The organism is Vibrio crassostreae (assembly GCF_041439375.1).
GTDB lineage: Bacteria > Pseudomonadota > Gammaproteobacteria > Enterobacterales > Vibrionaceae > Vibrio > Vibrio crassostreae_D.
In genome coordinates this window covers 61,926-88,788 of sequence record NZ_JBGONY010000009.1, presented here as the reverse complement: position 1 = coordinate 88,788, position 26,863 = coordinate 61,926, and the positions used below count along the sequence as shown (strand labels likewise).

Below are 26,863 nucleotides of genomic sequence, written 5' to 3'. Positions count from 1 at the left end.
GAGTGCATTGGTTGTTGGTCTATATTGTTAGATGTGACTACGATAACTATTTCTGCAAAAGAATCAGGTGTGTAGAGGTGTTAGATTTTAGATGTGGAATAATGAGTTATTATAGTTGCTATGCAACTGAAGTAGCATGGATTATGCTAGCCTGTTAACTTTTGAGTTGGCGATTATTCAAGGATGAAATAATGGCATTAAAAAAAATTTCGTTACGCTTTACCGTTGGAACAATGTTCATACTCGCGACTGTGCTAACGGCTGTGGTTGCGGTCTCTCTTCAATACTACTTCAGTAAAAAAATGGCGACGGAGAATACTCTGTCAAAGTTGACGATGGTATCCCATGACCTGAGTGATTATATTGGCGCGATTGACTCTGATGCAGCCAACACCGCGCGTTTACTTGCTTCAGTGAAACGATCTATCAATAACAAAATATCGAAAGAAGAGTCGCGTAGTATTCTTTCTGAAGCCATTAAAGATAACCCTCTCTTTTATAGTATTTACATTGGCTCATCCGATGAAAATTTCTTCCAAATTATTAACCTAGAATCTGCCCCTGTCGTTAGAGAAAAAATAGGTGCACAACAAACGGATCGTTGGGTTGTGGTTGAGATTCAAAATATAGGGCAGGAGCGAGTCCGGACAACGAAATACTTTGACCAAGAGTTTTCCCTCAGAAGCTCAACTACGGAGCAGAGCAACTACTTTCCAACAACCAGGCCTTGGTATGTTTCTGCCAATATTCAGTCGGTCGAAAAAACTCAGCCATATCTTTTTCAGCATTTACAAATTACCGGGCAAACTTATTCTTTAGCGTTTGAGTCGAAAATCGAATCTGACATTCAACATGTGATTGGTATTGATATTGTGCTGTCTTCTTTGGCTAACAAATTATCGGGTACGGCGCTTGGATTAGCAGAAGATAGTAAGGTTGAGTCTTTCTTATATTCGAAATCGGGTAACATTATTGCATCTAACCTCAAAGTTAATAATCAGGAATCGGAGTTTGATGTATCAAAACTGATGCTATCATCTGAGCAAAAAGCCTTGGTTAATGATACTCCTCCGCTGTTAGTGTCTAATCAAAATGATTGGGGGCCGATGGACTTTTCAGTGGCGGGAAAACCAAACGGCTATGCGATAGACCTTCTCAAAATGATTGGTGATATGACTGGGATCAGGTTTGAATTTGTGAATGGTTTTTCTTGGGGGGAGCTTGTCAATAAGTTTCAAGAAGGAAGTATTGATGGCCTGCAATCGGTGCAAAATTATAAAAATAATGGCATAAACGGCCTCTACACCACTCCAATCTATGATTTACCGTTTGCTATCGTGACCAGAGAAGACGTGAAGATTATTACTAATTATGCCGAGCTTGAGGATAAAAAAGTGGCCATTTTATCTGGGTGGTCAATTATTCCTAAGTTAAGGGAAGACTTTCCGAATATTGATTTAGTTGAGTTTGAAAACCTAGAGTCTGCATTTAATTCAATTGAAAGCGGAGAGAACTTTGCTTTTTTAGACGCTGAACCCGTACTCTCGTTTGCATTAGATAGGTTTTTCCAGCCTGGCCTTAGTGTCAATGGGACTCTAGAAGATCTAGACCAGAACTACTCAAACCAATTCCACTTGGTGCTGCAGAGCAAGCATCAACAATTGCTTCCAATCATTAATCAAGCTATCAGCAAGTTAAGTGGTGAACAGCTTGATGCCTTAGCGAAAAAGTGGCTCCATGATACCGGCTTTAATACAAATACGACGGTCCCTTATACTGAACTTTATGATTTGACTAAGGAAGCAACGGTTGAAGGCAGTATGGTAAGGGTAGAGATGAATGGCGAGATCAAACATCTCTATTTAAAGAAAATCGACATGGGCGAACACTACTCTGAGTATTTTGCGGTATTGATTCCCGAAACTGAGATCTTTAGTACAGTCAATAAACGTCTAGCAACCTCTGTTGGCGTAACGATGTTACTGATGAGTTTGACGTTGCCTATTGCTTGGGTTTTTGGTGCACCGATAGTGCGTCCTATTCGTCAATTAGAGGAGGAGACTCATAAGATCAAGATGCGTGATTATGACAGTGTCGAGCTTGTTGACACTCGAATCAAAGAAGTATGGGAGCTGTCTGTGGCAGTGAAAGGCATGGCGGCAGAGATTAAGCAGCATGAACAGACACAAGAGGCGTTTGTGGAGTCGTTCATTAAACTTATCGCTCAAGCTATCGATGATAAGTCCGCTTATACGGCTGGGCACTGTAACCGTGTACCAGAACTGGGCTTGATGTTGGCTGATGCGGCTGAAAAATCGCAGTCTGAGCATTTCAAAGACTTTAAATTTGAGAACGACGATGAACGTCGTGAATTTAGAATTGCGGCTTGGCTTCATGATTGTGGCAAGATCACGACACCTGAACACATCGTCGATAAAGGTACAAAGCTAGAAGCTAACTACAACCGAATTCACGAGGTGAGAACTCGATTTGAAGTGCTTTGGCGTGATGCGGAAATTACAGCTTTGACAAAAAAACTCGAAGGATCTCTACCGGCTGAGCTGGTAGCTGATGAACTTGCGTCAACCAAACAGCAATTACAAGAGGACTTTGAGTTTATCGCGACATCGAACGTGGGTGGTGAATTCATGAGTGATGATAAAGTCGCGCGGATTCGCTCTATCGCTGAAACGACTTGGACGCGTAATTTCGACGATCAACTCGGCCTATCGCCAATTGAAGCGATGAATAGGGCATCGAGTTCAAGCTTACCTGCGACAGAGCCACTTCTGAGTGATAAGCCGGAGCATATAGTGAAAAGAGATAGGCCGTTAGAGTTTGACCCGAAACATCAAATTAAAATGGGTGTGCCTGAGCACTTATACAACCTAGGCGAAGTCTACAATCTGAGCATTGCACGTGGTACGTTAACTGCTGAAGACAGATTCAAGATAAATGAGCACATGCTTGGAACAATTAAGATGCTTGAGAATCTGCCATTTCCGAAAGAGCTAAGCCGTGTTCCTCGCTATGCTTCGACGCACCATGAAACACTCAAAGGTACGGGATATCCAAGGAAGCTGACTGGTGATGACCTTTCAATCCCAGAACGTATTCTGGTGATCTCTGATATTTTTGAGGCGTTAACCGCTGCGGATAGGCCTTATAAGAAGGCGAAGCCAATCAGTGTTGCTGTCGACATCATGTATAAAATGGCATTGGACGAGCATCTCGATATAGAACTGTTTAGGTTGTTTCTAACTAGCGGGACACATATCCGTTATGCCGAAACGTATTTAAAACCGGAACAGATCGATCATATAGACCTATCAAAATATGTAGTTGAAGGCGTCGCTGCTTAACTTTGCCAGAAAGCATGAATGGCTGTTGACGTCACTTCATGTAGTGAGTTGGGGTTTCTCCGGTGTGTTGCTTAAAGAAATGAATAAACGCACTGTCACTGGAGAACTCTAACTCGTGGGCAACCGCAGAGACACTCTTTTTTTCTGACAATTGCTCAATGGCACTTAACAGCCTCCATTGTTGACGCCAAGCTTGGTAAGGCATCCCCGTTTCTTTGATGAATAATCGGCTTACGGTCTTGCTGCTTGCTCCAATATGCTTGGCCATTTCATTGAGTGGTTGAGGTAACTGTGTTCCTAGTTTTACTTTTTCTAACTACAACGCTAATCGTTTATCTTTGGGTAAAGGCAGCGTTAGCTCGTTCCTTTCTGCGTAAGAAAGTTCCTCGCAACACAACGCCAATGTGTTTTGTTGCTCTTCATTAGGTTTATCCCAATCCCAAAAAGCCATTCGTTCGATCAACTCCTTTAGTAGTGGTGTGACGTTAAGAATACTTAACTCTTCAGGCAAGTTTTTAATGCGAAGAGGATCAAAATAAAGCGAACGATAGGCCACGACATTGGTCATGGTTGCACAATGCTCAATTCCCGCGGGTATCCAGGCAACTTTGGTGGGCGGCAACACACAATGCATTCCGTCGAGGGTAATACTGATGCAACCATGTGGTGCAAATAACAATTGTGCGCGGTTGTGTGTATGCATACCAGAATCGTGCCTGCCGACTTGGGCAGCAATGCCGACAAAGGGATAGGGCATTCCATCAACATAAAAAGGTGTGTTGTCATCGATCAACATGATTTGTCCTTATTTTGATGTTTGTTGTTCTACTGTTGATATTTGAACACAAATGAAATCCATATACTTCTCTTATTCCAGTTTTAGAAGAGAATAATATGAATAAAAAACCCCATATGGGACTGATCATCATTCTGTTGATGTTCCCCCAAATTGTTGAAACTATCTACAGCCCAGTATTGCCGCACTTAGTTGATTATTTTGGTGTATCAATGGCAAGTGCAAGTCAAACCTTGTCGATTTACTTTATTGCTTTTGCTGTGGGTGTTGTTTTTTGGGGACGAGTTTCTGATCTTATTGGCCGCAGAAAAGCGATGTTGTGTGGTTTGTTTACTTATGGTGTTGGTTGCCTGTTAGCCATCACGGCAACTCAATTTGATATGGTCATGATTGCGCGGGTTGTTTCAGCTTTTGGGGCGGCGGTAGGCTCAGTTATTGGGCAAACAATATTGCGAGATAGCTATGAAGGCAAAGAGCTAGGGAAAGTGTTTTCGCTAGCAATTGTTGCAGTATCAATCAGCCCTGTTGTTGGCTTAATGTCAGGAGGATTGATTGCTGAATATTTTGGACACTTAGTGGTGTTCAGTTTACTGCTTGTCATGGCTTTTATATTGCTGATCGTATCGGCCTTTTCTTTACCCGAAACGAAACCTGCTGATACTAAAACAGTCAGCTTTATTGGTACTTTCACGATAATGCTAAAAGATAGGGATATTTGGAAAAGTGCGATTCTTGTGGCTTGCTTTAATGTCATGATGTTTAGCTATTATTCCTTAGCGCCATTTATGTTCAGCCAGTTTGGCTTAAGTTCCATTGAATTTGGTTACAGTGGCGTGATATTAGCGGCAGCATCTGTTTTAGGAAGCTCGATGAATAAACGATTGCTGGTAAAAGAATGGGGTTCCCAACGACTCATTCAGATCGCGGTGTTAATCAGCTTTGTTGGGGCTGTTCAGGTGTACTTTTGCCAAGACAGCCTTTGGTTTCTTTTAGGAATGGCTGCTGTGGTTGTAGGGTTTGGTATGGCAAGTCCTAATATATTTAGTACGGCGTTGGTCAATTATAAACAGCAAGCAGGCACGGCAGGGGCGGTTCTAGGATTGTTGTATTACTGTTTAATTGGTGGGGGACTAGGACTTGCTGGTGAGATTGGTAACTTAGGGGTTGTGCTAATAGGAATGTCGTTATTGGCAAGCACCATGTTGATGTCTCGTGATTAACCTATTTTAAGAGTGTTAACCTTGTGAATAATAAAGAGAGGCGATCATTGCTTCTCTTTTTTTTGGTCTAAATCGCTGATGAGTAGAAATGAATACTATATCTAAAAGGTGGATGGCAAGTTGTCGACACATCGATTTCTAATAATTGTAGGGTAAGTCAGGGTTTGTTGAGTTTCTTCTAGATTAATTCATTTATTAACAGCTGGTTAAGTTATTATTTGCGCGTATTCAAACAAACTTTATCGTCTATAAAAAATACTACCTTAGTCTAAATTGTCGACAATCTACTTGATTGTCGACAATTTGATCGTGTATTTTATGTTCATGTTATGAAATTGTTGACAGTTAGGGTCGGCAATCAGAAGTGAGCAGCGTGAATATGAATACTGCGATAAAAGATCTCACCTTAAGTGCAAACACGAAAACACGTGTGAGCGACAAAGAAAACACCAAGTCGGAAAATCTGACTGAGTACCTCGTTGAGGCGATTGTTAACGGTGAATTAGCACCGGGCAGTAAGATCTCGGAGCCTGAACTGGCTAAACGCTTCGAGGTAAGTCGAGGTCCATTACGTGAAGCGATAATGCGTGTGGAAGGACTTGGCCTGATAGAACGTATTCCACATGTTGGTGCGCGAGTTATTACTTTTTCTGCAGACAAACTGCTAGAGCTTTACGCGGTGCGAGAGGCATTGGAAGGCATGGCGGCTCGCTTAGCAGCGCGACATATTACACAAGAAGAGCTTATCGGGCTTGAAGGCTTATTGTCGACACACTCAAAGCACATCGATGAAGTCGAAGGTTCTTCTTACTTTCATCAACATGGGGATTTTGATTTCCATTACCGCATTATCAAAGCGAGTCGTAACAGCAAACTCATTTCGCTGCTGTGTGATGAGCTTTATCACCTATTACGCATGTATCGCTATCAATCGCCTAGGGCTCAGTCTCGACCAAAAGAGGCGCTCGATGAACACAAATACATCCTACAAGCGATTCGTAATCGTGATGAAGAGCTAGCAGAAATGCTAATGCGACGACACATCTCGGGTAGTCGATTGCTTATAGAACAACAAATTCAATCCAAAGATCTTGATTAAGCGACCATTGGAACCTGTCAGCAGATCAGTGCTGGCGATAATCAAAAGCCGTAAGTCTTAAAGATTAGCTAGAAATAAACAATTAACAGGGAGCGTCATTATGAAGTTATCAGCAGGAGCTAAGTTCCGACAAGCTGTGCAAGACAACGAGCCATTGCAGATCGTCGGTACGGTGAATCCGTATTGCGCGATGATGGCAAAGAACTTAGGGCATCAGGCGATCTATTTGTCGGGTGGAGGTATCGCCAATGCGTCTTATGGTTTGCCTGATTTAGGTATTACGACATTGAACGATGTGTTGGTGGATGTTGAACGTATTACCAACGCGTGTGATCTGCCATTGCTGGTGGATATCGATACGGGATTTGGTGGCGCATTCAATATTGCACGTACCATTCGTGCTATGGAGAAGGCAGGCGCAGCAGCAATCCATATGGAAGACCAAGTGGCCCAGAAACGCTGTGGTCATCGACCAAATAAAGCGATTGTAAGTCAGCAAGAGATGGTCGATAGAGTCAAAGCGGCAACCGATGCTAGAACCGATGACAGCTTTGTGATTATGGCGCGTACGGATGCATTGGCGGTTGAAGGCATTGATAGCGCAATTGAGCGAGCGATAGCTTGTGTTGAAGCGGGCGCAGACATGATCTTCCCTGAGGCGATGAATCAACTCGACCAATACGTGAAGTTCTCGGCAGCTTTGAAATCAGCAACGGGTAAGCATGTGCCTATTCTCGCGAACATAACTGAATTCGGGCAAACGCCACTTTACAACTGTAATGAGTTAGCGCAATCGAGTGTCGACATGGTGCTTTACCCATTGAGTGCGTTCCGTGCGATGAATAAAGCGGCTGAGAATGTTTACAAGCACTTGTTAGTTGAAGGCAATCAGGAAGCTCTGTTGGATTCAATGCAAACCCGTAAAGAGCTTTACGAACACCTTAATTACCACGACTACGAGAACAAGCTTGATCAGTTGTTTTCAAGTGAAGGGTAAACCAGTTTCAATTAATCAAAAATCAACTTAATCCAATAACGTGAAATGGTTAGTCGCCATATCCAGTACCGATGATAAAGATCATCGGACACATAAACAGGCAGCACCAAAGAGTGCAGGCGGCTAACACAGAAAAGGAGTTCACCATGTCTGTATCTTTGAGTGATAAAGCAGCTGTCGATAAGGCTTCAACAGAAAACCAACAACAAAGCGCAAAAACAGCAAGTACACCAGTAAGCGCACCTGCAATAGGTGGTGCTGGTCTACGTGGCCAAAGTGCGGGAACTACGGCGCTATGTACGGTAGGCCAGTCAGGAACGGGTTTGACCTACCGTGGCTATGACATAACCGACCTTGCTAATCATGCTCAGTTCGAAGAAGTGGCGCATCTGCTACTAAGAGGTCACTTACCCACTGAAAAAGAGCTCGATGATTACAAAATATTGTTGGTTGGTCTGCGCGGCTTACCTCAACCTTTGAAAGCAGCACTAGAGCTTATCCCAGCAGACGCTCATCCAATGGATGTGATGAGAACGGGCTGTTCAATGCTAGGTAATCTAGAGCAAGAGTCTGACTTCTCCGAGCAACTGCCTGCGACTGAACGAATGCTCGCGCTTTTCCCTGCCATTATTTGTTATTGGTACCGCTTTAGTCATGATGGCGTGCGAATTGATACTGAAGATCAAAGCGAAGCCTGTCTGGGTGGCTACTTCTTGAAAATGCTAACGGATAAAGCGCCTAGTGAACTTCATAAGAAGGTGATGCACTGCTCGCTAACTCTTTACGCGGAACATGAGTTTAATGCCTCTACTTTTGCGGCTCGTGTGTGTGCATCAACGTTGTCAGATATCCACTCTTGTGTCACCGCAGCGATTGGTACGTTGAGAGGTCCTTTACATGGCGGTGCGAATGAAGCCGCGATGGAAATGGTCCAAGATTGGCAAACCGCTGATGAAGCAGAAACTAACATCATGCAGATGCTTGCTAACAAAGACAAAATCATGGGCTTCGGTCATGCCATTTACCGTGAGAGCGACCCCCGAAATGCGCTAATCAAGCGTTGGTCAAAAGAGTTAGCTCAAGAGGTGGGAGATGAACAGCTTTACGCCGTTTCAGAACGTGTTGAAGCGGTAATGAAGCGCGAGAAAGGCTTGTTCTGTAATGCTGACTTCTTCCATGCATCGGCTTATCACTTCATGGACATCCCAACCAAATTGTTTACTCCGATCTTTGTGATGAGCCGCCTTACGGGTTGGACAGCACACGTGTTCGAACAAAGAGAAAACAATCGCATCATTCGTCCAAGTGCAGACTACACCGGGCCAGAGCATCAAGACTGGCTACCTATTCATCTACGTTAGCCCTCTATAACGAGCCGACTTATGTCTTGAGGTTACTTCCGTCTTCATACGATAAGGCCTCAAGAACCAACGAATAGAATTTAACAGATAATGGTGGATGTATGTCTGATGTGAAACTTGAACAAGCTCAGTACCTTGATAAAAATCAGTACCGAAAACTTTTACCCGGAACTCATTTAGAGTATTTCGATGCTTGCGAAGCGGTAGAAGCGATATCTCCGGGCAGTTATAAAACCTTGCCTTATACGTCGAGAGTATTGGCAGAGCAATTAGTAAGACGCTGTGATCCTGAAACCCTTGAAGACAGCTTAAAACAGATCATTGAACGCAAGAGCGACTTAGATTTTCCTTGGTATCCTGCGCGCGTGGTGTGTCATGACATTCTAGGTCAGACCGCTTTAGTTGATTTAGCTGGCTTACGCGATGCGATTGCCGACCAAGGCGGAGACCCTGCCAAGGTGAACCCAGTGGTCGAAACTCAACTGATTGTTGATCACTCTTTGGCAGTGGAACATGCCGGGTTTGATAACGAAGCATTTGATAAAAACCGCGCGATTGAAGAGCGCAGAAACGAAGACCGTTTTCATTTTATTGAATGGTGTAAAACCGCGTTTAAAAACGTGAGTGTGATCCCAGCGGGTAACGGGATCATGCACCAGATTAACTTGGAGAAAATGTCTCCAGTTATTCAATCTAAAGAAGGCATCGCGTTTCCTGATACTTGTGTCGGGACCGATAGCCATACTCCTCACGTTGATGCTTTGGGCGTTATCGCTATCGGTGTAGGTGGCTTGGAAGCCGAGACGGTGATGCTAGGTCGTCCGTCGATGATGCGCTTACCGGACATCGTGGGCGTGAAGTTAACGGGTCAAAGACAAGAAGGGATAACCGCAACGGATATCGTGCTTGCGATTACAGAGTTTCTTCGCAATGAAAGGGTTGTCTCAAGCTACTTGGAATTCTTTGGCGAAGGCGCACGTGCACTGACCATTGGTGACCGGGCAACAATATCTAACATGACACCAGAATATGGTGCGACAGCGGGTATGTTCTACATCGATGAACAGACCATTCAATACCTGAAACTCACTGGTCGAGAGCCTGAGCAGGTTGAACTAGTCGAACGCTACGCCAAGAAAACAGGGCTATGGGCTGACGATCTAGACTCTGCTCAATACGAACGTGTGCTTGAGTTTGATTTGTCTAAAGTTGAGCGAAATCTTGCGGGGCCTTCGAATCCTCATCGCCGTTTGCCTACCCGCGAACTTGCCCAGCAAGGTATTAGCCAAGCTTCTTGGAAAGAGCAACACGCTGAACAATATTCTGATGAACAAATGCCAGATGGTGCCGTGATCATTGCGGCGATTACTTCTTGTACCAATACCAGTAACCCAAGAAATGTCGTCGCCGCAGCATTGGTTGCGAAGAAGGCCAATCAGCTTGGATTAGTTCGTAAGCCATGGGTAAAAACGTCATTCGCGCCAGGCTCAAAAGTTGCCAAGCTTTATCTTGAGTCCGCCGGTTTGTTGCCTGAACTGGAAAAACTAGGCTTCGGTATCGTCGGTTATGCGTGTACGACATGTAACGGGATGAGCGGGGCGTTAGATCCTAAAATCCAACAAGAGATCATCGACCGCGACCTGTATTCAACCGCTGTTTTGTCAGGGAACCGAAATTTCGATGGTCGAATTCATCCTTATGCTAAACAAGCGTTTTTAGCGTCACCGCCATTGGTTGTTGCTTATGCCTTAGCGGGCACAATACGCTTTGATATTGAGAAAGATAGCTTAGGTACGGACAACAATGGAAAGCCAATCTACTTAAGTGATTTGTGGCCAAGTGATGCTGAGATCGATGCCGTTGTAGGTGAACATGTTAAGCCTCAGCAATTCCAACAAATCTACGTGAAAATGTTCCAGCCAGACGAGGAACAGGTGACGACTGAACCGCTTTATGACTGGCGACCTCAAAGTACTTATATTCGCAGACCACCTTATTGGGAAGGTGCTCTTGCGGGAGAACGAAGCCTATCTGGTATGAGACCTTTAGCGATTCTGGGTGACAACATCACCACAGATCACTTATCCCCTTCAAATGCGATTCTCGCTTCGAGCGCTGCGGGGGAATACCTCACCAAAATGGAAGTGCCGGAAGAGGATTTTAACTCTTACGCGACCCATCGAGGTGATCACTTAACCGCGCAACGAGCAACATTCGCCAACCCTAAGCTGTTTAACGAAATGGTGAAGGACGCTGGAGAAGTCGTGCAAGGTTCATTAGCAAGAGTTGAACCTGAAGGTCAAGTTACGCGAATGTGGGAAGCGATTGAAACCTACATGAACCGTAAACAGCCTTTGATTGTCGTGGCGGGTGCGGATTATGGACAAGGTTCATCACGTGACTGGGCTGCCAAAGGTGTGCGTTTAGCGGGTGTTGAAGTGATTGTGGCTGAAGGATTTGAAAGAATTCACAGAACCAACTTGGTTGGCATGGGTGTACTGCCTTTGCAATTCAAAGTGGGCACAAATCGCAACACTTTAGAGTTGGATGGAACAGAGCTTTACGATGTTTACGGTGATATTGAAGCCGGTTCCGATTTGGCTCTAGTGATCACTCGCAAGACCGGTCAAAAACTCGATGTACCAGTCACTTGCCGTTTAGATACCGCAGATGAAGTGAATGTGTACAGCGCTGGTGGTGTGTTGCAGCGTTTTGCTAAAGACTTTCTCGCACAGTAGGAGCTGGTTATGAACATCAAACAGATAAAAGTACCTGCTACCTACATGCGGGGCGGAACAAGCAAAGGCGTCTTCTTCAACCTAAGTGACTTACCTGAAGCTGCGCAAGTCGCCGGAGAAGCACGAGACGCATTACTTCTGCGCGTGATTGGTAGTCCAGATCCTTATGGCAAACAAACCGATGGCATGGGTGGCGCAACATCCAGCACCAGTAAAACCGTTATTGTTTCGAAAAGCAGTAAAGCCGATCACGATGTTGATTACCTATTCGGTCAAGTAGCAATTGACAAGCCGTTTGTCGATTGGAGCGGTAACTGCGGCAATTTGTCTGCTGCAGTGGGCCCATTTGCTATTCATAGTGGCCTCGTCGACTCGAGTCGCATTCCAGAAAACGGTGTGGTCGAGGTACGAGTATGGCAAGTGAACATAGATAAAACCATTATTGTTCATGTACCTATTGCTGATGGGGAAGTCCAAGAGTTGGGTGACTTTGAGCTCGATGGTGTGACTTTCCCCGCCGCGGAGATCCAAGTCGATTTCCTAGATCCAGCCGATGCGAGTGGCTCTATGTTCCCAACAGGGAATGTTGTCGATTTTTTAGATGTTCCAGACCTGGGTTGCATCAAAGCGACATACATCAATGCAGGAATACCGACCATTTTTGTTGATGCTGAATCGGTTGGTTACCAAGGTACAGAGCTTCAATCGGATATTAACAGTGATTCAAAAGCCTTGGCTCTGTTTGAATCCATCCGAGCACATGGTGCGGTTGCGATGGGACTTATTGATTCCCTAGAACAAGCTGAATCACGCCAACACACTCCTAAAGTCGCGTTTGTTGCTAAGCCTCAAGCGTACCAAGCTTCCAGTGGAAAATCGGTTGCTGCCGAAGATACCGACCTTCTAGTACGTGCTTTGTCTATGGGGCAACTTCATCACGCCATGATGGGTACGGCTGCGGTCGCCATTGCTTCAGCTGCAAGTGTACCAGGCACCTTAGTGAACTTGGCAGCCGGTGAGGGAAGTCGTGATTTCGTGACCTTTGGACACCCGTCAGGAACCTTGAAGGTAGGTGCTAAAGCACTAGAGACCGAAAGTGGGTGGAAAATAGAGAGGGCGATTATGAGTCGTAGTGCCCGAGTGATCATGGAAGGTGCCATTCGTGTGCCTTTTCCTAAGTAAAGCGATTGTCGTGAACGGTCAAATGTTCACGAACACAACGCTGAGAAAAGAGTGCACCCAAGTGACACTGCCAAAAGCTAGGCGCTTGGACTAATGGATAAATCATGGAGGAGGCACTATGTCTGCTACGAATCGAATGAACAGAAAAACCGATTATATCACCGAGTATCAATGGGCTAGGGAAGACCCCAATTCGTTCTGGGAAACACAAGCACAAGCGATAGATTGGTTTGAACCACCAAAAACGATATTACAAACTGACGATAACGGTATTGAGCGTTGGTTTCCTGATGGGGTGATGAACACCTGCTGGCTGGCGCTGGATTATCATTGTGAAAATGGGCGAGGTGACAATACCGCGCTGATTTACGACTCTCCAGTTACAGGAACTCAATCCTCGTACACTTACAACCAGTTACGTAACCAAGTGGCTAAAGTCGCTGGTATGTTAGCCACGCAAGGCGTGACCAAAGGTGATCGTGTGGTGATCTATATGCCGATGATTCCTGAAGCGGCAATGGCCATGCTGGCTTGCGCTCGACTCGGTGCGGTGCATTCGGTGGTGTTTGGTGGGTTTGCTCCTCATGAGCTTGCCGTTCGAATTGAGGATGCCGAGCCCAAGGTGTTGATTACTGCATCTTGTGGTGTTGAGATAAACAAAGTCCTGCCATATAAGCCGATGGTTGATCGAGCGATCATGGACAGTCGCTGGAAACCCGAGAAAGTGGTGGTATTCCAAAGAGAGCAGTCTCTAGCCGAATTGAACAATGAACGCGATGTACTTTGGCAACAAGCGGTTAACGATGCTTTGCCTCACGTATGCGTGCCTGTTCTGGCAACTGACCCACTATATATCTTGTATACATCAGGAACGACGGGTAAGCCAAAAGGTGTGGTTCGTGACAATGGTGGTCACGCGGTCGCGATGAAATACTCGATGAGCACTATCTACGATATGCCGCAAGATGGTGTGTTTTGGGCGGCTTCTGATGTCGGCTGGGTAGTGGGGCATTCCTATATTGTGTATGCGCCATTGATTCATGGCTGTACGACCATTTTGTTTGAAGGCAAACCAGTACGAACGCCAGATCCCGGCGCATTCTGGCGTGTGTGTGAAGAATACAACGTCGATGTATTGTTTTCTGCTCCAACGGCATTTAGAGCCATTAAGAAAGAAGATCCTGAAGGCGAGTTACTGACCAAGTATGACTTATCATCACTCAAGTCGATTTTCATGGCTGGCGAGCGTTTAGACCCACCAACATTGGATTGGGTTGAATCTCATACCGATAAGCCGGTTATCGATCATTGGTGGCAAACAGAAACGGGTTGGGCCATTTCTGCAAATCCAACAGGGTTAGAACCTTTACCAGTGAAAGCGGGTTCCTCCACTAAACCTGTTCCGGGTTACCAAGTGGAGATTCTCAATGAACTCGGTGAAGTCGCTCAGCCTAATCAACAAGGTTTTGTGGCTCTTAAACGCCCGTTACCACCCGGTTGTCTGCCAACGGTTTGGCGTAATCATGATCGATTTGAATCTGGCTATCTGAGCCAATTCCCAGGCTATTACGTTTCGGGTGATGGCGGCTATCTCGATGAAGATGGGTATCTATTTATCATGGGCCGTATTGATGATGTGATAAACGTAGCGGGGCATCGCCTGTCGACAGGAGAAATGGAAGAGATCGTGGGTGGTCACCCAGCCATTGCAGAATGCGCGGTAGTCGGGATTCACGATGACTTAAAAGGGCAGCTACCTCTTGGTTTAGTTGTGTTGAAAGATGGCGTAAAAGTGGATGGCACAGAGTTACAAGCTGAACTTGTAGGTAAGGTTCGTAATGAGATCGGCGCTGTAGCCTGTTTTAAGCAAGCCTTGGTTGTTGAGAGACTACCTAAGACCCGCTCAGGCAAGATCTTACGCAGAACCATCCGACAAATCGCAGAAGGCGAGCAATATGTGGTGCCTTCGACGATTGACGATCCTACCAGCTTAACTGAAATTGCTGAAAAGCTCGGCAAATAGAAGTCGCAGTTTAGGTAATCTCCCTTCGGCTTGTTGATTTATACATAAGCCAGCGTGATGGTTTACCTAAACGCCAGTTTATTCATCCGCTTATCCATTGCGTTTACTATGACCTCATTATGATTCCCACATATTGAGGTCTTTTTATGCGAGCTTACTTTTTGTTGATTGCTTTATTGGTCAGTGGTGCTGCTAGTGCCAGTATTTCAAAGGATGAAGCGAGTAGAGTGTTGTTAGAGCCTTTGAGTCATCCTAAGGTATTTAAATGTGTATCCAAGACTGGCGTCGATCTCTATCAAGCGGTTTTTGATATTGGTGTGGGATATGAAGCCGACCCTATTAACTCGAAGATGATTGTTAATTCAAGGAAAGGCCGCTACGAATATCATATCCTAGGCGCAGTAAGATCTGAAAGAGCCGGTGAAATTGTAGTGCTAACTCGTCATGTGGGAGACGGTGTTAAAGTTGCCGCTATGATTGATGACGAAAATGGCAAGATACTGGGGATCGGCGATAAAAATCATTATCGAGATTGCGGTGTTAGGCCACCACCTAGCGCAGAAAACATGCAAAACTTTTGGTCCAAAGGCTAAGAGCGACATGTGAAAGACAAAATTTATTGAGAAAGCGCGATTGAGGCGACCTTATTGGTCGCCTTTTTGTTGGTGAGGATAAAGCGAGCTCAAAGCTATATATCATTAATCAGTTATGTGATGGCTGAATAATACATAGCTGAACATGATGTATCGTCTAAACGTGGCTTTATTTATCTCATTAACGGTTCTGCTTAAGATGGCTCTACTCCAAACGAAGAACTAAGCGAGACTCCTATGAAATTCACTAAACCTTTTATTTTAGCGACACTGATTGTGACTCTTTCTGGTTGCGCATCACCAGCAATGGATAACGAAAATGAGAATGCTGCACGTAATCGTGGTGCTGTAGGTGGTGCTTTACTAGGAGCAACAGCAGGCGCTCTAACTGGAGATGCGAGTTTAGCCGTGAAGGGCGCTGCATTAGGTGGCGTGACCGGTGGCGTTGCGGGTTCAATGAAAGATACGGACGATGCAAGAAACGCACAACGAACCCAAGTTACTGCTGATGGTCTAGCGAAAGACAATCGCACCGATGCAGAAAAGCGAGTTGCTGAAGTAGAGGCGGAAATTAAGCTAATTGAACTAGAACAACAGCTTGCTGATCTCAAAGAAGAGAAAGAAGATAACGGTGCATAAAGCTGAAGCTGAAGCTAAAGCTACAGCAAAACCATAGCTTCGATATTCGTTTAATTCAAAATCATTCAAACAGAATGGCCACGTAATGTGGCCGTTTTCGTATCTAAAATACACACTTCAAACAATGAATTAATTCAATAACTTGTATAGATACTCACGGCAAGTAAACTAGACTCAGTTTAGATATTAATTTGGTTTGAGAAGCGCAATAGTCATGAATGTCACCTTAAGGGCCGCAAAGCACGCGGATTTGGAACAACTTAACGAGTTAATGTTCGATCTCCACCATCACCACCACCTTGCTAGCCCAGAGCACTTTAAAACAGCAGAAGAGATTGAGCAGGAAAAAAGCATTGCACGATACTTGGATGACCCTGAATGTTTGGTTTATGTGGCATTAAAAGGTGAGCTCATTGTTGGCTTTATCTCTGGGCATTTTTGTGAGCTTATCTCAACGGTAAGTAAACCAGTGTCGATGGGGAGTGTCGATGAGCTGTTTGTCTTGCCTGATTATCGAAAAGAATCAATTGCAGAAAAGTTGTTTAACAAAGTTGAAAGTACTTTTGATGATTATGGGGTTGAACAAGTCTTTGTAGAGGTTTGGGACTTTAATTCACCTGCCAAGGACTTCTATCAAAAAATGGGGTTCACACCTCACATTCAATGGATGAGGAAGGCTTTGCACAAAACGTAGACAGCGATTTTGTGTGGCTTTGATTACAATAGTTCAACTGCAACAGCAGTCTTAAATTTCTTCTATTATTTTTTAGGTAAACTCGTTGGTTATTCGATATCTATTAGTTTTCATACTGTCTCTTTTGAGTACTACTTCCGCTTGGGCAAACAACACTTTGCCCGATCATATCGCGGGCGCCTTGTGTGTAGTACGGGCTGATAACCAAATCGTGTTGGTTGATGAGTTGATCACAGGTCAATTGTCTCTACCGGGAGGCACTGTTGTTTCAGGTGAGCCGCCAGCCGTTGCGGCGCAACGTGAAACGTGGGAAGAGGCGGGTTTGTCAGTAACGGTCGGTGATGTACTGGGTTATACCGACAGTGCCGTCGTGTTTGATTGTATTTCTGACTCGGAAGTGATCAGTTACAAGGCTCGAAATGAGTTAGGTGGCTTTGAGCTGCCGATTTGGTTTGCTCCTCATTACGGTGTGGAAGTCAGCCGAGCGATGTTACTTCCTCCTACTGAGTTGCAAGATCACCAATACCGCTATCCAGAACAGTGGTCTGAGATTAACGAGCTGTTTTTATCTGCGACAGACCAACCGGTGACGTATGTGACTGAGCTGGTGGGCGCGGCACCCAAAGTCCATCAAGTTGAATTAAATTGGATTGTGTCGCTTCAAAACGCGTTCGATAAGATGCCAAGCGTGTTTGCGAATACTGTGCTTTTGACTGACTTGTTGGCGAAGCCATGGGTTTTCATTGTGATATTGCCGCTAATTGCTTGGTACTTTGGCCGTAACTTCGCGTTGAAGTTTGGCTTCACTTTGATCTCGGTGACATTGCTTACTTTGATCGCACATCAAGGTTTTGGTTTTCCACGTCCACACGCTTACTTGCCAACATTGAAACTGGTGATGAGCAGTGGGTATAGTTTTCCAAGTCTGTTGGCTGCTTTATGGGTTAGTTTAACCTTGTTAGTCTTTTGGAAACTAAAGCGCCTCTTGGAGCAAAAATCGATTTTGATAGTGCTCGCGGGTCTACTGTGGATTATGCTATTTACGTCTTATTCAGGCAGTGCGTTCTTTAGTGATGTCTTAATGGGAGGCGTATTGGGCGCGTTAACGACTTGGCACATCGTGAGATTAGATGCGAAACCTGATGTTGATATTAGTGCCTTATTAAGCTCTAAAGGTGTCTGGTGGGCATTGTGCTTACTGTCGATTGTTCTCACGGTTATATGGCCACTGCCAACATTCTCTTTCTGGGTAGCAATTTTGATGACGATTGCATGCTTAGTAACGTTAACGGATTCGAAGCCTTTGGTCGGCCAGTTCTCATTCAAGATTGTATTTGGAGTGATGGCGATGTTGTTAGCGGGAAATCTGCTGATTAGCTGGGCTGGAAGTTTCGTCTCATTCAGTGGCATCGCTTCATTTATCGTTGAGACCTTACGTTTCCCAATCTTGATTCTATTTGGTGTAGTGGCGTTTCGTCTGCCATGGAAAAGAGAGTAGGCGAACCGACTAATATAAAATCAAAAAAGGCTGTGCAGTGCACAGCCTTTGTCATTTCTGCAACAAGCAAAAAGTAATTCTCATTAGAACCTGTTCAGCGTTTACGAGTTGAAGATAAACTTCTCAATCGCGACCGCTACACCATGGTCGTCGTTGCTCGCTGTGATGTGATCCGCCAGTTTCTTGGTTTCTTCCATTGCGTTTTCCATTGCAATGCCAAGGCCAGCGTATTCAAGCATATGATGATCGTTTTCAGCGTCACCCATGCAGATTACTTCTTCTGCTGTAATACCCAAGTGCTTTGCTATCGCCTCAATACCGACACCCTTGTTTGAATTTGGGTTTAGGAACTCTAAGAAGAATGGTGCACTTTGCACGATAGTAAATTGAGCCTTAAGCTCTTGTGGCAACTTGCTGATGATTTCAGTCAGCTTGCTTGGTTCTGCGACAATCATAGTTTTGATGATTTCGTGGTCATCTTCTAGTTGAGAAAAGTCGAACTCGGTAATCTCTAAGCCATTAATACGCGCTTCAATAGCTGTGTACTCATTGTTTTCAGGCGTGATTAAGCCATGAATCTTGCTGAATGCATGAACATAACCACCAAGCTGTACAGCGAGGGTTGCGATCTCTTTCGCGGCTTTACCATTGCTGATCTCACTATGAATGAGTTCTTTTGTAGAGACGTTTTGAACCATAGAGCCGTTGTAGAAGAGCACAAAGTCATCTTCGCCGTTGATTGAAAGCTCGTCTAACTTACTCTGCATGCCTTCCAAAGGACGACCAGAAGCCAGAACCACTTTCACACCTGCAGCGCGTGCTTTGGCAATCGCGTCTTTGTTCTCTTGAGAAATTACTTTATCACTGTTGAGCAGTGTGCCATCCATATCAAGAGCAATCAGTTTGTACATGTTGTTCCTTACTAAAAAATTAAAAGCTAACGAAATCTAATGGGCGAAAGGATAAGGGAACTTGAAAGTTCAGGCTAGGGCTTTGATCAACTCATTTATCAGTACTCATTTGTTTGACCAAAAGGGGCAAGTGCTTTAAGGTCTGCGGTTGATTAATTTCATCAAATGATTGAGCTGAGGGTAAGTTGTACAAGATTAATGAAATGTTTGAAACCATCCAGGGCGAGGGCGTATTTACCGGCGTTCCTGCTGTTTTTGTTCGACTGCAAATTTGCCCTGTAGGCTGTTCTTGGTGTGATACCAAACAGACTTGGGAAGCGTTGCCGGAAGATGAAACGAGCCTTGGTGATATTATGGTTAAGACAGAGGATTCACCGACTTGGTCTGCAATTGATGCGCAAGGAATCGTGAATGAATATATCAAGCAAGGTTACACCGCGAAGCACATTGTGATTACTGGTGGTGAGCCGTGCATCTATGATCTTGTCCCTCTTACTGAAGCATTTGAGCTGCACGGTTGTCGCTGTCAGATTGAGACCAGCGGAACATCAGAAGTAAAAGCCACACCGGACACTTGGGTTACGGTGTCACCAAAAGTCGCAATGAAAGCCAAATTGGATATCCTTGATAGCGCACTCGTTCGTGCGAATGAAATCAAGCACCCTGTTGGTACAGGTAAAGATATCGAGCAACTAGATGCTCTTATTGCTAGAGCTGATGTTCCTGAAAATACAGTCATTGCACTTCAACCTATTAGCCAAAAAGAACGTGCAACGCAACTGTGTATTGATACTTGTATTGAACGTAACTGGCGTTTATCTATTCAAACTCACAAATATTTGAGCATCGCGTAGGTTGCATTTGTTTACTGGTCTAGATAAGTCGCTAGTAGAAGATTCTCGTAAGGATTTAAGATGAAAAAAGCAGTCGTAGTATTCAGTGGTGGTCAAGACTCAACAACGTGTCTTGTTCAAGCTTTAAAAGAGTATGATGAAGTTCATGCGATTACGTTTGACTATGGTCAGCGCCATAGACTCGAGATTGAAGTTGCGGAGTCGTTGTCGAAAGAGCTTGGTGTGAAAGCGCACAAAGTGATGGATGTGACTCTGTTGAATGAACTGGCTATCAGCTCTCTGACTCGTGACGATATTCCTGTGTCTCATGAGCTACAAGAGAATGGACTACCAAACTCTTTTGTTCCTGGTCGTAATATTCTGTTCTTAACTTTGGCGGGTATTTACGCTTACCAAATCGGTGCAAATACCGTAATCACGGGCGTGTGTGAAACTGATTTCTCAGGCTACCCTGATTGTCGTAATGACTTTGTGAAAGCGATGAACTCTGCGCTTGTACAAGGTATGGACAAGCCGCTTGATATTAAAACACCGTTAATGTGGCTCAACAAAGCTGAAACATGGGCGTTGGCCGACCAGTACTCAGCACTTGAGCTTGTTCGAAATAAAACACTGACTTGTTACAATGGCATTGTCGGGGATGGTTGTGGCGATTGCCCAGCGTGTGAACTGCGTAAAGTTGGCCTTAACGATTACCTAGGTGATCGTGAAGGTATTATGGCTGAGTTGGTTCGCAAACAGACTGAGAATAAATAACCTCAGGTCAATCAATTGGTTCGTTGTAAGCATCAATGATGCAGTTTCGGCCGTTGCTCTTTGCTTGATACAGTGCTTGGTCAAGCACCGAGTACAAGTCATCAAAGTCACTTAATGCGTTTGAGGTTGCTAGATAAGCAAAACTCGCGGTTACATTAAGTGGCTTATTGCTTTCTGTTAAGAAGACTGAGCTTGATATGGCGTAATGTAGCTCTTCGACGCGCTCTCGCACGTCTACAGGCTTGGTATTGGTTAGCATGATGAGAAATTCTTCTCCTCCTAAGCGACCAAACAATTCGTCATTCATTAAGTGTTTTCGTATTTGCTGACTAATATGGACGAGTGCTCGATCACCAGTAGGGTGTCCATGCTCATCATTGATCGTCTTGAATTTATCCAGATCAAGCAGAACGAGGACATGTTGCTTGTCCGTTTCTTTACAGCGTCTGACTTTTTTGATTCTTCGTATGATCTCGGTCCGGCCATACGCTTTCGTCATAGCATCGATGGAAGCTTTTGCGCGAATCGTTTTGTTTGCTAATACCGTAAAGCTTGCGGCGCCCAGCAACAGAATAACAATGACGTTGTACAACCATCTTTGATGTTCCATTTTTTCAATTTGAACGCGGTCGAGCTTTGTCTGATTTATCAGGAAAGAATTTTCCAATTCTTGCTCATATTTAGCGTGGGTCAGGTCTAGTGCTTCAAAAGCTAACCTGTTATCGATATCGCGTGTTTCAATTTGTATAGATGAGTATCGCTGGTAGAAATAGAAAGCTTGTTGGTAATCGCTGAGCGCTTGATGAAGATCGGAAAGCTGCAAGAGTGACTGAGCGATGTACTTGTGTCTTGTGACTTGCTCGGATACTTTTAAAGCTTGCTGAGCATAATTGAGCGCCTCTGTTGTCAGCTTTTGATCTTCGAACATATCGCTGATCGCCAAGTAAGCGTTAATACGAATGACGTTGTTACTTAATTCATTCGAAGCCGACAGAGCGTTGACTAAGTAACCTCTCGCCAAATCATAGTCTTTAATTTGAGTGTAGGCTTTTCCTAAGCCAAGACTTATTAGTGCGATACCGTAGCTATGAGATGATGCAGTTAACAGTGTTTTTGCTTGCTGAAAGTGGTTAATTGCTAGGTCACTTTGCTTTTGGTTGAGGTAGAGATCCGCAAGGCTGTGATGTACTTGTGCTTTCATTAAATCAGAAGCATCAGCTCTGAGTATGAGTGCTTCTTTTAGGTACTCTGTCGACTTCTCATATTGCTTTAATTCCTTGAGCAAGTTTCCTACATCGTTATAGATCCCCGAAATATCGTGTCCTTGTGGGAATACGTTTATCAGCGATAGGTAGGTATCTAGAGCAGATTGATAGTCACTGCGGAAATGGTGATTGTTCGCGATGACTCGATAAGTCGCAAACTTTGGTAATACAGGGTCAGCGATGTTGTGTAAGTCCGACTTAAGTGCAGAGCAATAATAGTTCGCTTGATGGTATTTAGCTTGCTCATTAAGCGAACGGCACATCTGGTATTTTAATAGAGCTTTTCCAGTTAAATCACTGTGTGATTGCATTTTTGCCAATAGTGTAAGAAAGCCTTGTTGTGCTTCCTCATATTGGCCTTGGCCATCTTTAATCAGAGCAGAAATAAACGCTGTTTCTATCGCTTGGTAGTAGCTGTCGTTTGAAGCGATTCCGTAGAACGGCTGATCTCGGTGGCTCATGTATTGATACAGAAGAGACGCAAGGTAAAGCTTATCTCCGTAAACCGTTGACCCGATGTAGCGTGTTTGCAGCATGTTTAATGCGCGTTCAGGAGAGTGATTTAAAGTAGAGAGATAAAGTGCGTTCCAATCAGCATTTGGAGTAGGGCTTAAATTGGAGGTATAGACTGGTGAATTGTTGTCACGATCTGATGTTGATACTTGGCTATAAGAACAAAAGCTAATGAATAGTAGAAAGGTAACAAAAACGAAGTGATTCACAAGAGACGATCAATCAGATAAAGAACGATATTCTATTATTAGTTTGATGTTGCTTCAAATTTTGAATGGTGCGGCTACGAGGTTATGCGAGGTAGGTCTCTAATTTATTGATACTAATCAGAGGTATATCGGTCGCACGATTCGCGCGACCGATATCGGAAATTAGATGTATAATTTCGCTAGGTCAGAAGGCTCAAGTTCTTTGCCTTCTAATGTTGCATTCCAGTTAGTACCAACAAGAACGCCGTCTTCAGCAAGAGTCAGTAACCAATCTTCTACAAAGATATCTAGTGGAATTTCTAATACTTCGAAGTCAGCCCACTCTTCAACATTGTGAGTCTGAGCATCTTCTTTTGAAGACCAGAAAGGCATCACTTCGCTATTTTCGAATTCACTTGAGTCACATGCTAGCCAACCTTCTTCGTTGCGAAGGCCCCATACCAATTTAGTTTCCTGTGTTTCAGAAACGAAAAGTTCTAGATTTGCTTGAGTATCAGCTGTTAGTTTGCTCATGGATTAATTCTCTATGTTGATAACGTGGCAAGATTAACATTATAGACGGCTTAGGTATATGCTATTCAAGGAATTATCACCATACCGAAATGTTAACTTAAAATAACGCTTCAGTATGGCAAAAGCAGGGTAGAGCCTACTTTTTAATTTTGGTGAAGATGTGCCATTCTTCTTTGATATTCCCCTTAAAGCCAACAACGGAAGCGACAACTTTTCGATGTAGTGCGTGATTGATTTCTGTGTCATCACTGCTGAATTCAGAGTCTCCATGACCTACGATATTAACTCTAGATGGCTGAATACCATTGCTTATCAGTGCACGCCTTACATGTAACGCGCGCTCTTTTGAGAGCTTTAAATTGTGTTCGGAATTGCCTACTTTGCTGGCATAACCTTGCAATTCAATGCTTGTACTCTCGTAGCGCTTCAAAAACGCAGCCATCTGGCGTATTTGGCTAAGGAAAACAGGGTTAATCTCCGTAGAGTTGTTAGCAAAGAGTATGTGGAGCTCTTTCTTTTCTGAAGATTCGAAATATGAACCACAACCGTCGTTATCTATCTCAGCACCAATTTGCGTATCAGGACACAGATCTCTAGCATTGATTACTCCATCATTATCATCATCTTCGAGATCATAAATTTGTGTGATCTCAGGAAGAGCTCGATATTCAAATTCTTCATCGCTTGTTTTAGCTAAAACATTGGCAGAGACAACCATGATACAAAGCGGAAATACAGTCTTTATCAGCTTCATTAGTATTCTACCTTTTCATTCCATTCTTGAGGGGTTTCAACGCGTAGTCCGGTCAACAGGTTTCCTGTTGCGTTCATCACTCTGTATTTTGCGTATTGTTCGTCGTACTTGGCATCCAAATACCCTTTACGGGCTTCAAATAGTTCATTCTCGGTATTAAGTAAATCGAGAAGGGTACGTTTGCCGATACGGTACTGTTTCTCATACGAGATCACGGTGTCTGATGCTGAATCTACATGGTCTGATAAGAATTCTTTTTGTTGGACGGTCAGATCGAGAGCGCTCCACGAAAGACGCAGACTTTCCTCTACATTACGATAGGTGCTCTCACGTAGGTCTTTTGCTTTATTGAGTTGATAAGCGGCACTTTCAGCACGATCTTGATCCGCTCCGCCGTTGTAAAGGTTATACCTTAAACGAACCATGGCAGAAAACTCATCACTACTTCCTTCGGTACCGCCGGCATCATCACGCCAGGTTTGTGCTGCTTCAAAAGAAACCGTCGGGTAGTTAGTACTCTTGGATTGCTTGTATTGAAACTTGGCTGAGTCCACATCGGCTTGTGCAATCTTGATTACTGGGTGTTGGTTAAAGGCTTTTGCCAATGCGCCATCAACGGTATAAGGGATAGCCCCCGCATCTGCTCGAGGGAAGGTTAGCCCTAGCGGAGATTGACCGACAAGCCTTTTGAACTGAGTGTGAGTGTCAAAAAGGTTGTTTTGCGCTGCAAGCAAATTACCGTGTGCTTTAGCGATACGTGCCTCTACCTGTGACATATCTGCCGTTGATCCAATGCCTGATTCAACACGTTTGCGGATATCACTGTATATTTTTTTGTGTGTCGCGAGGTTGTTTTCAGAGAGTGACAGTACTTCATAGGCTTTCACTGCATCAAGATAGACCTTAGTGACTTCTAAAGCGATGTCCTGTGCATTTGATAGCAGTTGATAACGTACAGATTCTGCATCAGCTGCGGTACGATCGATATCATTTGAGGTATTGGAACCATCCCAGATAAGTTGAGTAAGGGTAATAGTCGCTTCTTTTCGAGTTAGATCTGTTGTGCTTGAGTTAGTCGCTAGGTCGGTGTGTTCATAACCGATCCCTCCATCCAGGTCTATACTCGGACGGTAAGCACCACCAGAAGCATCATTAATATATCGCTTACTGACATATTCATTATAAGCACTTTTGATTTCAGGGTTACTTTCTAAAGTAAACGCAACGGCTTGCTCTAGGGTTTGTGCTGTCGCCGGTAAGCTAATACTTATTGCTAACCCTAATGTTGTTATTTGAAGCCTGTTCAATGTAAATCTCCCTAAAATTGGCGTACACCTAAGTCTTGAATTCATGCCGTTATATACAAAATTTAGATGAAGCGCCAAAAAAACCACGATCGCTAAGCTGGCGTTCGTAAATGGTTGTAAAAATGTTAACCGATTGGCGTGCGTTTTATTGTGTTCTTGTACACGTTAATCTCAAGTTTTATTGCTGATTATTTTCCGTAAACACAATAACTTATATTGTCATTGTGAGCACTAAGATTGTTGTGTGATGTGATCACTGTCATTAGCTTGTCACTCTAGTTGTTAAATACTCGATTCATAACTAGGAATTATATGACTTTAGGTGTTATATTTTAACTAATATTATAAACATAATGTCACTATTTTGACGTTAATGACAAAAAAAGCTTTTTTAGGGGTTTATATGGACATGACAACATTGAATTTGGGTGGTGCATTAGCACTTGGCCAGCGCATTGTTATCTCGGTAGATGGTACGATTAAAGTCTTAGAAGAAGGACAACCACTACAAGCAGGGGATGTTATTCTTGAATCCCAGAATGGAACCAATGAACCTCAGGTATCTACAAAACGCTTCTCATCCGAGGAAGGCGAAATTGAACTCGATCAAGATATTGCGAATATCTTTGCTGCATTGGAAGAAGGTCAAGATCCGACTGAGCTAGGTGAGGAGTTTGCAACGGCAGCTGGTCAAAACGGTTCAAGTTTGGCTGCTAGCGGGACTATTGAACGTGATGGTGAAGAAACCATTCCTGCTACAGAGTTCGTTACTACAGGTTTTGAATCATTAGGCTTATCTCAAACCCAAAGTTTAAGCTTACTTGATGCTTACCGTTCGCTCATTGAACCTACCGTAGCTCAAACAAACACTAACCCGCTGTTTGTTGATTCAAATAATGACGCTATTGGTGACACAGTATCATTTACGACAGATGAAGATACGCCAGTAAGTGGCACTTTGTCGGCTTCAGATGAAGATGGTGATTCTCTGTCATTCAGTAAATCGACAGAACCTTCAAACGGTACTGTCGTTATCGATGAAAATGGTGATTGGACTTATACCCCCAACGAAAACTACAACGGTAATGACAGCTTTACAGTTGTTGTATCAGACGGCCAAGGTGGATCTGACACAATTACGGTTAACGTTGACGTAACCCCAGTAAATGATGCTCCCATCGGCAGTGACGTTTCAGTAACCACCGACGAAGACAGTCCTGTGAGCGGTAGCCTTTCTGCTATTGATGAAGATAACGACTCCCTATCATTTACAAAAGGCACCGATCCATCAAATGGTACAGTTACTGTCAATGAAGATGGTAATTGGAGCTACACACCAGATGAAAACTATGACGGTAGCGATAGCTTTACTGTGATTGTTAGCGACGGGCAGGGTGGAACGGATACTATTACTGTTGATGTTGGGGTTAGGCCAGTTCCGAGTGTGAGCATCACAGAAACTGTGAGCGTGAGTGAAGGCTCAGCGGCCGAGTTCTCCGTAAGCCTAGATAAGGCGGTGGACACGCCAGTGGTGGTGAATCTAGCGCCAACGACGGACGGTAACTACACAGCAGAAGCC

20 protein-coding genes and 1 pseudogene are annotated in these 26,863 nt (G+C 44.1%); 15 read left to right on the top strand and 6 right to left on the bottom strand.

All coding sequences use genetic code 11. The annotated features are described in order from the left end of the window. The first annotated feature begins 191 nt into the window (after nt 1-191). The gene (locus ACED45_RS06275) at nt 192-3,362 is read left to right on the top strand and encodes an HD domain-containing phosphohydrolase (protein ID WP_371713523.1); all 3,171 of its coding nucleotides are present in this window, start codon (nt 192-194) and stop codon (nt 3,360-3,362) included. A gap of 31 nt (nt 3,363-3,393) precedes the next feature. Here the strand turns inward: ACED45_RS06275 and ACED45_RS06270 are convergent. Further along, nucleotides 3,394-4,158 (bottom strand): annotated as a pseudogene (locus ACED45_RS06270) (AraC family transcriptional regulator). Between the two features lie 98 nt (nt 4,159-4,256). Here ACED45_RS06270 and ACED45_RS06265 point away from each other — a divergent pair. The 11 genes from ACED45_RS06265 to ACED45_RS06215 all read left to right on the top strand — a co-directional run bounded on the left by ACED45_RS06265 (nt 4,257) and on the right by ACED45_RS06215 (nt 18,202). Beyond that, nucleotides 4,257-5,378, top strand: coding sequence for a multidrug effflux MFS transporter (locus ACED45_RS06265; RefSeq protein ID WP_139101536.1), 1,122 nt, complete (start codon nt 4,257-4,259; stop codon nt 5,376-5,378). Nucleotides 5,379-5,757: 379 nt separating this feature from the next. After that, nucleotides 5,758-6,477, top strand: coding sequence for a GntR family transcriptional regulator (locus ACED45_RS06260; protein WP_017071741.1), 720 nt, complete (start codon nt 5,758-5,760; stop codon nt 6,475-6,477). 100 nt (nt 6,478-6,577) lie between these two features. Next, nucleotides 6,578-7,474: a methylisocitrate lyase gene (prpB, locus tag ACED45_RS06255; protein ID WP_065682186.1), complete on the top strand. Its 897-nt coding sequence runs from the start codon at nt 6,578-6,580 to the stop codon at nt 7,472-7,474. A gap of 146 nt (nt 7,475-7,620) precedes the next feature. Beyond that, nucleotides 7,621-8,835 carry a bifunctional 2-methylcitrate synthase/citrate synthase gene (gene prpC / locus ACED45_RS06250; RefSeq protein ID WP_102533678.1) on the top strand — a complete coding sequence of 405 codons (1,215 nt, stop codon included), beginning with the start codon at nt 7,621-7,623 and terminating at the stop codon, nt 8,833-8,835. 101 nt (nt 8,836-8,936) lie between these two features. Then, nucleotides 8,937-11,573, top strand: coding sequence for a Fe/S-dependent 2-methylisocitrate dehydratase AcnD (gene acnD / locus ACED45_RS06245; protein WP_371713522.1), 2,637 nt, complete (start codon nt 8,937-8,939; stop codon nt 11,571-11,573). Nucleotides 11,574-11,582: 9 nt separating this feature from the next. Then, nucleotides 11,583-12,755 (top strand): 2-methylaconitate cis-trans isomerase PrpF, encoded by a 1,173-nt coding sequence (gene prpF, locus ACED45_RS06240; protein ID WP_371713521.1) that lies wholly within the window; start codon nt 11,583-11,585, stop codon nt 12,753-12,755. A 118-nt stretch (nt 12,756-12,873) separates the two neighbouring features. Continuing rightward, a complete protein-coding gene (locus ACED45_RS06235) occupies nt 12,874-14,778 on the top strand; it encodes a propionyl-CoA synthetase (protein WP_371713520.1) in 1,905 nt (634 codons plus the stop codon). Between the two features lie 146 nt (nt 14,779-14,924). Beyond that, entirely contained in the window at nt 14,925-15,371 is a 447-nt protein-coding gene (locus tag ACED45_RS06230; RefSeq protein WP_371713519.1) for a hypothetical protein, read from the top strand. Between the two features lie 237 nt (nt 15,372-15,608). Then, nucleotides 15,609-16,010 carry a glycine zipper domain-containing protein gene (locus ACED45_RS06225; RefSeq protein WP_371713518.1) on the top strand — a complete coding sequence of 134 codons (402 nt, stop codon included), beginning with the start codon at nt 15,609-15,611 and terminating at the stop codon, nt 16,008-16,010. A gap of 214 nt (nt 16,011-16,224) precedes the next feature. Then, nucleotides 16,225-16,704, top strand: coding sequence for a GNAT family N-acetyltransferase (locus ACED45_RS06220; RefSeq protein ID WP_371713517.1), 480 nt, complete (start codon nt 16,225-16,227; stop codon nt 16,702-16,704). Between the two features lie 85 nt (nt 16,705-16,789). Beyond that, nucleotides 16,790-18,202 (top strand): NUDIX domain-containing protein, encoded by a 1,413-nt coding sequence (locus ACED45_RS06215; RefSeq protein WP_371713516.1) that lies wholly within the window; start codon nt 16,790-16,792, stop codon nt 18,200-18,202. Nucleotides 18,203-18,303: 101 nt separating this feature from the next. Here ACED45_RS06215 and ACED45_RS06210 read toward each other — a convergent pair whose 3' ends face one another. Then, complete coding sequence (locus ACED45_RS06210; RefSeq protein WP_102567518.1) at nt 18,304-19,113, bottom strand: Cof-type HAD-IIB family hydrolase; 810 nt, start codon at nt 19,111-19,113, stop codon at nt 18,304-18,306. Between the two features lie 185 nt (nt 19,114-19,298). Between ACED45_RS06210 and queE the strand changes: the two genes are divergently transcribed. Both queE and queC read left to right on the top strand, forming a co-directional pair. Beyond that, complete coding sequence (gene queE / locus ACED45_RS06205) at nt 19,299-19,967, top strand: 7-carboxy-7-deazaguanine synthase QueE (protein ID WP_322621728.1); 669 nt, start codon at nt 19,299-19,301, stop codon at nt 19,965-19,967. Nucleotides 19,968-20,027: 60 nt separating this feature from the next. Beyond that, a complete protein-coding gene (gene queC, locus ACED45_RS06200) occupies nt 20,028-20,723 on the top strand; it encodes a 7-cyano-7-deazaguanine synthase QueC (protein WP_004733611.1) in 696 nt (231 codons plus the stop codon). Nucleotides 20,724-20,730: 7 nt separating this feature from the next. Here the strand turns inward: queC and ACED45_RS06195 are convergent, their stop codons facing one another. The 4 genes from ACED45_RS06195 to ACED45_RS06180 form a co-directional block, all read right to left on the bottom strand. Beyond that, complete coding sequence (locus ACED45_RS06195) at nt 20,731-22,710, bottom strand: tetratricopeptide repeat-containing diguanylate cyclase (RefSeq protein WP_371713515.1); 1,980 nt, start codon at nt 22,708-22,710, stop codon at nt 20,731-20,733. Nucleotides 22,711-22,872: 162 nt separating this feature from the next. Beyond that, nucleotides 22,873-23,223 carry a DUF2750 domain-containing protein gene (locus tag ACED45_RS06190; RefSeq protein WP_017062305.1) on the bottom strand — a complete coding sequence of 117 codons (351 nt, stop codon included), beginning with the start codon at nt 23,221-23,223 and terminating at the stop codon, nt 22,873-22,875. Between the two features lie 136 nt (nt 23,224-23,359). Beyond that, on the bottom strand, nt 23,360-23,977 hold the full coding sequence (locus ACED45_RS06185) for an OmpA family protein (RefSeq protein ID WP_171733331.1): 618 nt from the start codon (nt 23,975-23,977) through the stop codon (nt 23,360-23,362). Then, entirely contained in the window at nt 23,977-25,242 is a 1,266-nt protein-coding gene (locus tag ACED45_RS06180) for a TolC family outer membrane protein (protein ID WP_146490002.1), read from the bottom strand. Before ACED45_RS06180 ends, ACED45_RS06185 begins: the two co-directional genes overlap by 1 nt. Nucleotides 25,243-25,687: 445 nt before the next feature. Here ACED45_RS06180 and ACED45_RS06175 point away from each other — a divergent pair. Continuing rightward, a partial coding sequence (locus ACED45_RS06175) for an Ig-like domain-containing protein (RefSeq protein WP_371713514.1) occupies nt 25,688-26,863 on the top strand: 1,176 nt, incomplete at its 3' end.

Bases quoted from the DNA above. Each gene is read 5' to 3' on its own strand.
- ACED45_RS06190 (WP_017062305.1), bottom strand. From the start codon at position 23,223: ATGAGCAAACTAACAGCTGATACTCAAGCAAATCTAGAACTTTTCGTT.
- ACED45_RS06260 (WP_017071741.1), top strand. From the start codon at position 5,758: ATGAATACTGCGATAAAAGATCTCACCTTAAGTGCAAACACGAAAACA.
- ACED45_RS06220 (WP_371713517.1), top strand. From the start codon at position 16,225: ATGAATGTCACCTTAAGGGCCGCAAAGCACGCGGATTTGGAACAACTT.
- ACED45_RS06185 (WP_171733331.1), bottom strand. From the start codon at position 23,977: ATGAAGCTGATAAAGACTGTATTTCCGCTTTGTATCATGGTTGTCTCT.
- ACED45_RS06265 (WP_139101536.1), top strand. From the start codon at position 4,257: ATGAATAAAAAACCCCATATGGGACTGATCATCATTCTGTTGATGTTC.
- acnD (WP_371713522.1), top strand. From the start codon at position 8,937: ATGTCTGATGTGAAACTTGAACAAGCTCAGTACCTTGATAAAAATCAG.
- prpB (WP_065682186.1), top strand. From the start codon at position 6,578: ATGAAGTTATCAGCAGGAGCTAAGTTCCGACAAGCTGTGCAAGACAAC.
- ACED45_RS06210 (WP_102567518.1), bottom strand. From the start codon at position 19,113: ATGTACAAACTGATTGCTCTTGATATGGATGGCACACTGCTCAACAGT.
- prpC (WP_102533678.1), top strand. From the start codon at position 7,621: ATGTCTGTATCTTTGAGTGATAAAGCAGCTGTCGATAAGGCTTCAACA.
- ACED45_RS06235 (WP_371713520.1), top strand. From the start codon at position 12,874: ATGTCTGCTACGAATCGAATGAACAGAAAAACCGATTATATCACCGAG.
- prpF (WP_371713521.1), top strand. From the start codon at position 11,583: ATGAACATCAAACAGATAAAAGTACCTGCTACCTACATGCGGGGCGGA.
- ACED45_RS06275 (WP_371713523.1), top strand. From the start codon at position 192: ATGGCATTAAAAAAAATTTCGTTACGCTTTACCGTTGGAACAATGTTC.
- queC (WP_004733611.1), top strand. From the start codon at position 20,028: ATGAAAAAAGCAGTCGTAGTATTCAGTGGTGGTCAAGACTCAACAACG.
- ACED45_RS06230 (WP_371713519.1), top strand. From the start codon at position 14,925: ATGCGAGCTTACTTTTTGTTGATTGCTTTATTGGTCAGTGGTGCTGCT.
- ACED45_RS06225 (WP_371713518.1), top strand. From the start codon at position 15,609: ATGAAATTCACTAAACCTTTTATTTTAGCGACACTGATTGTGACTCTT.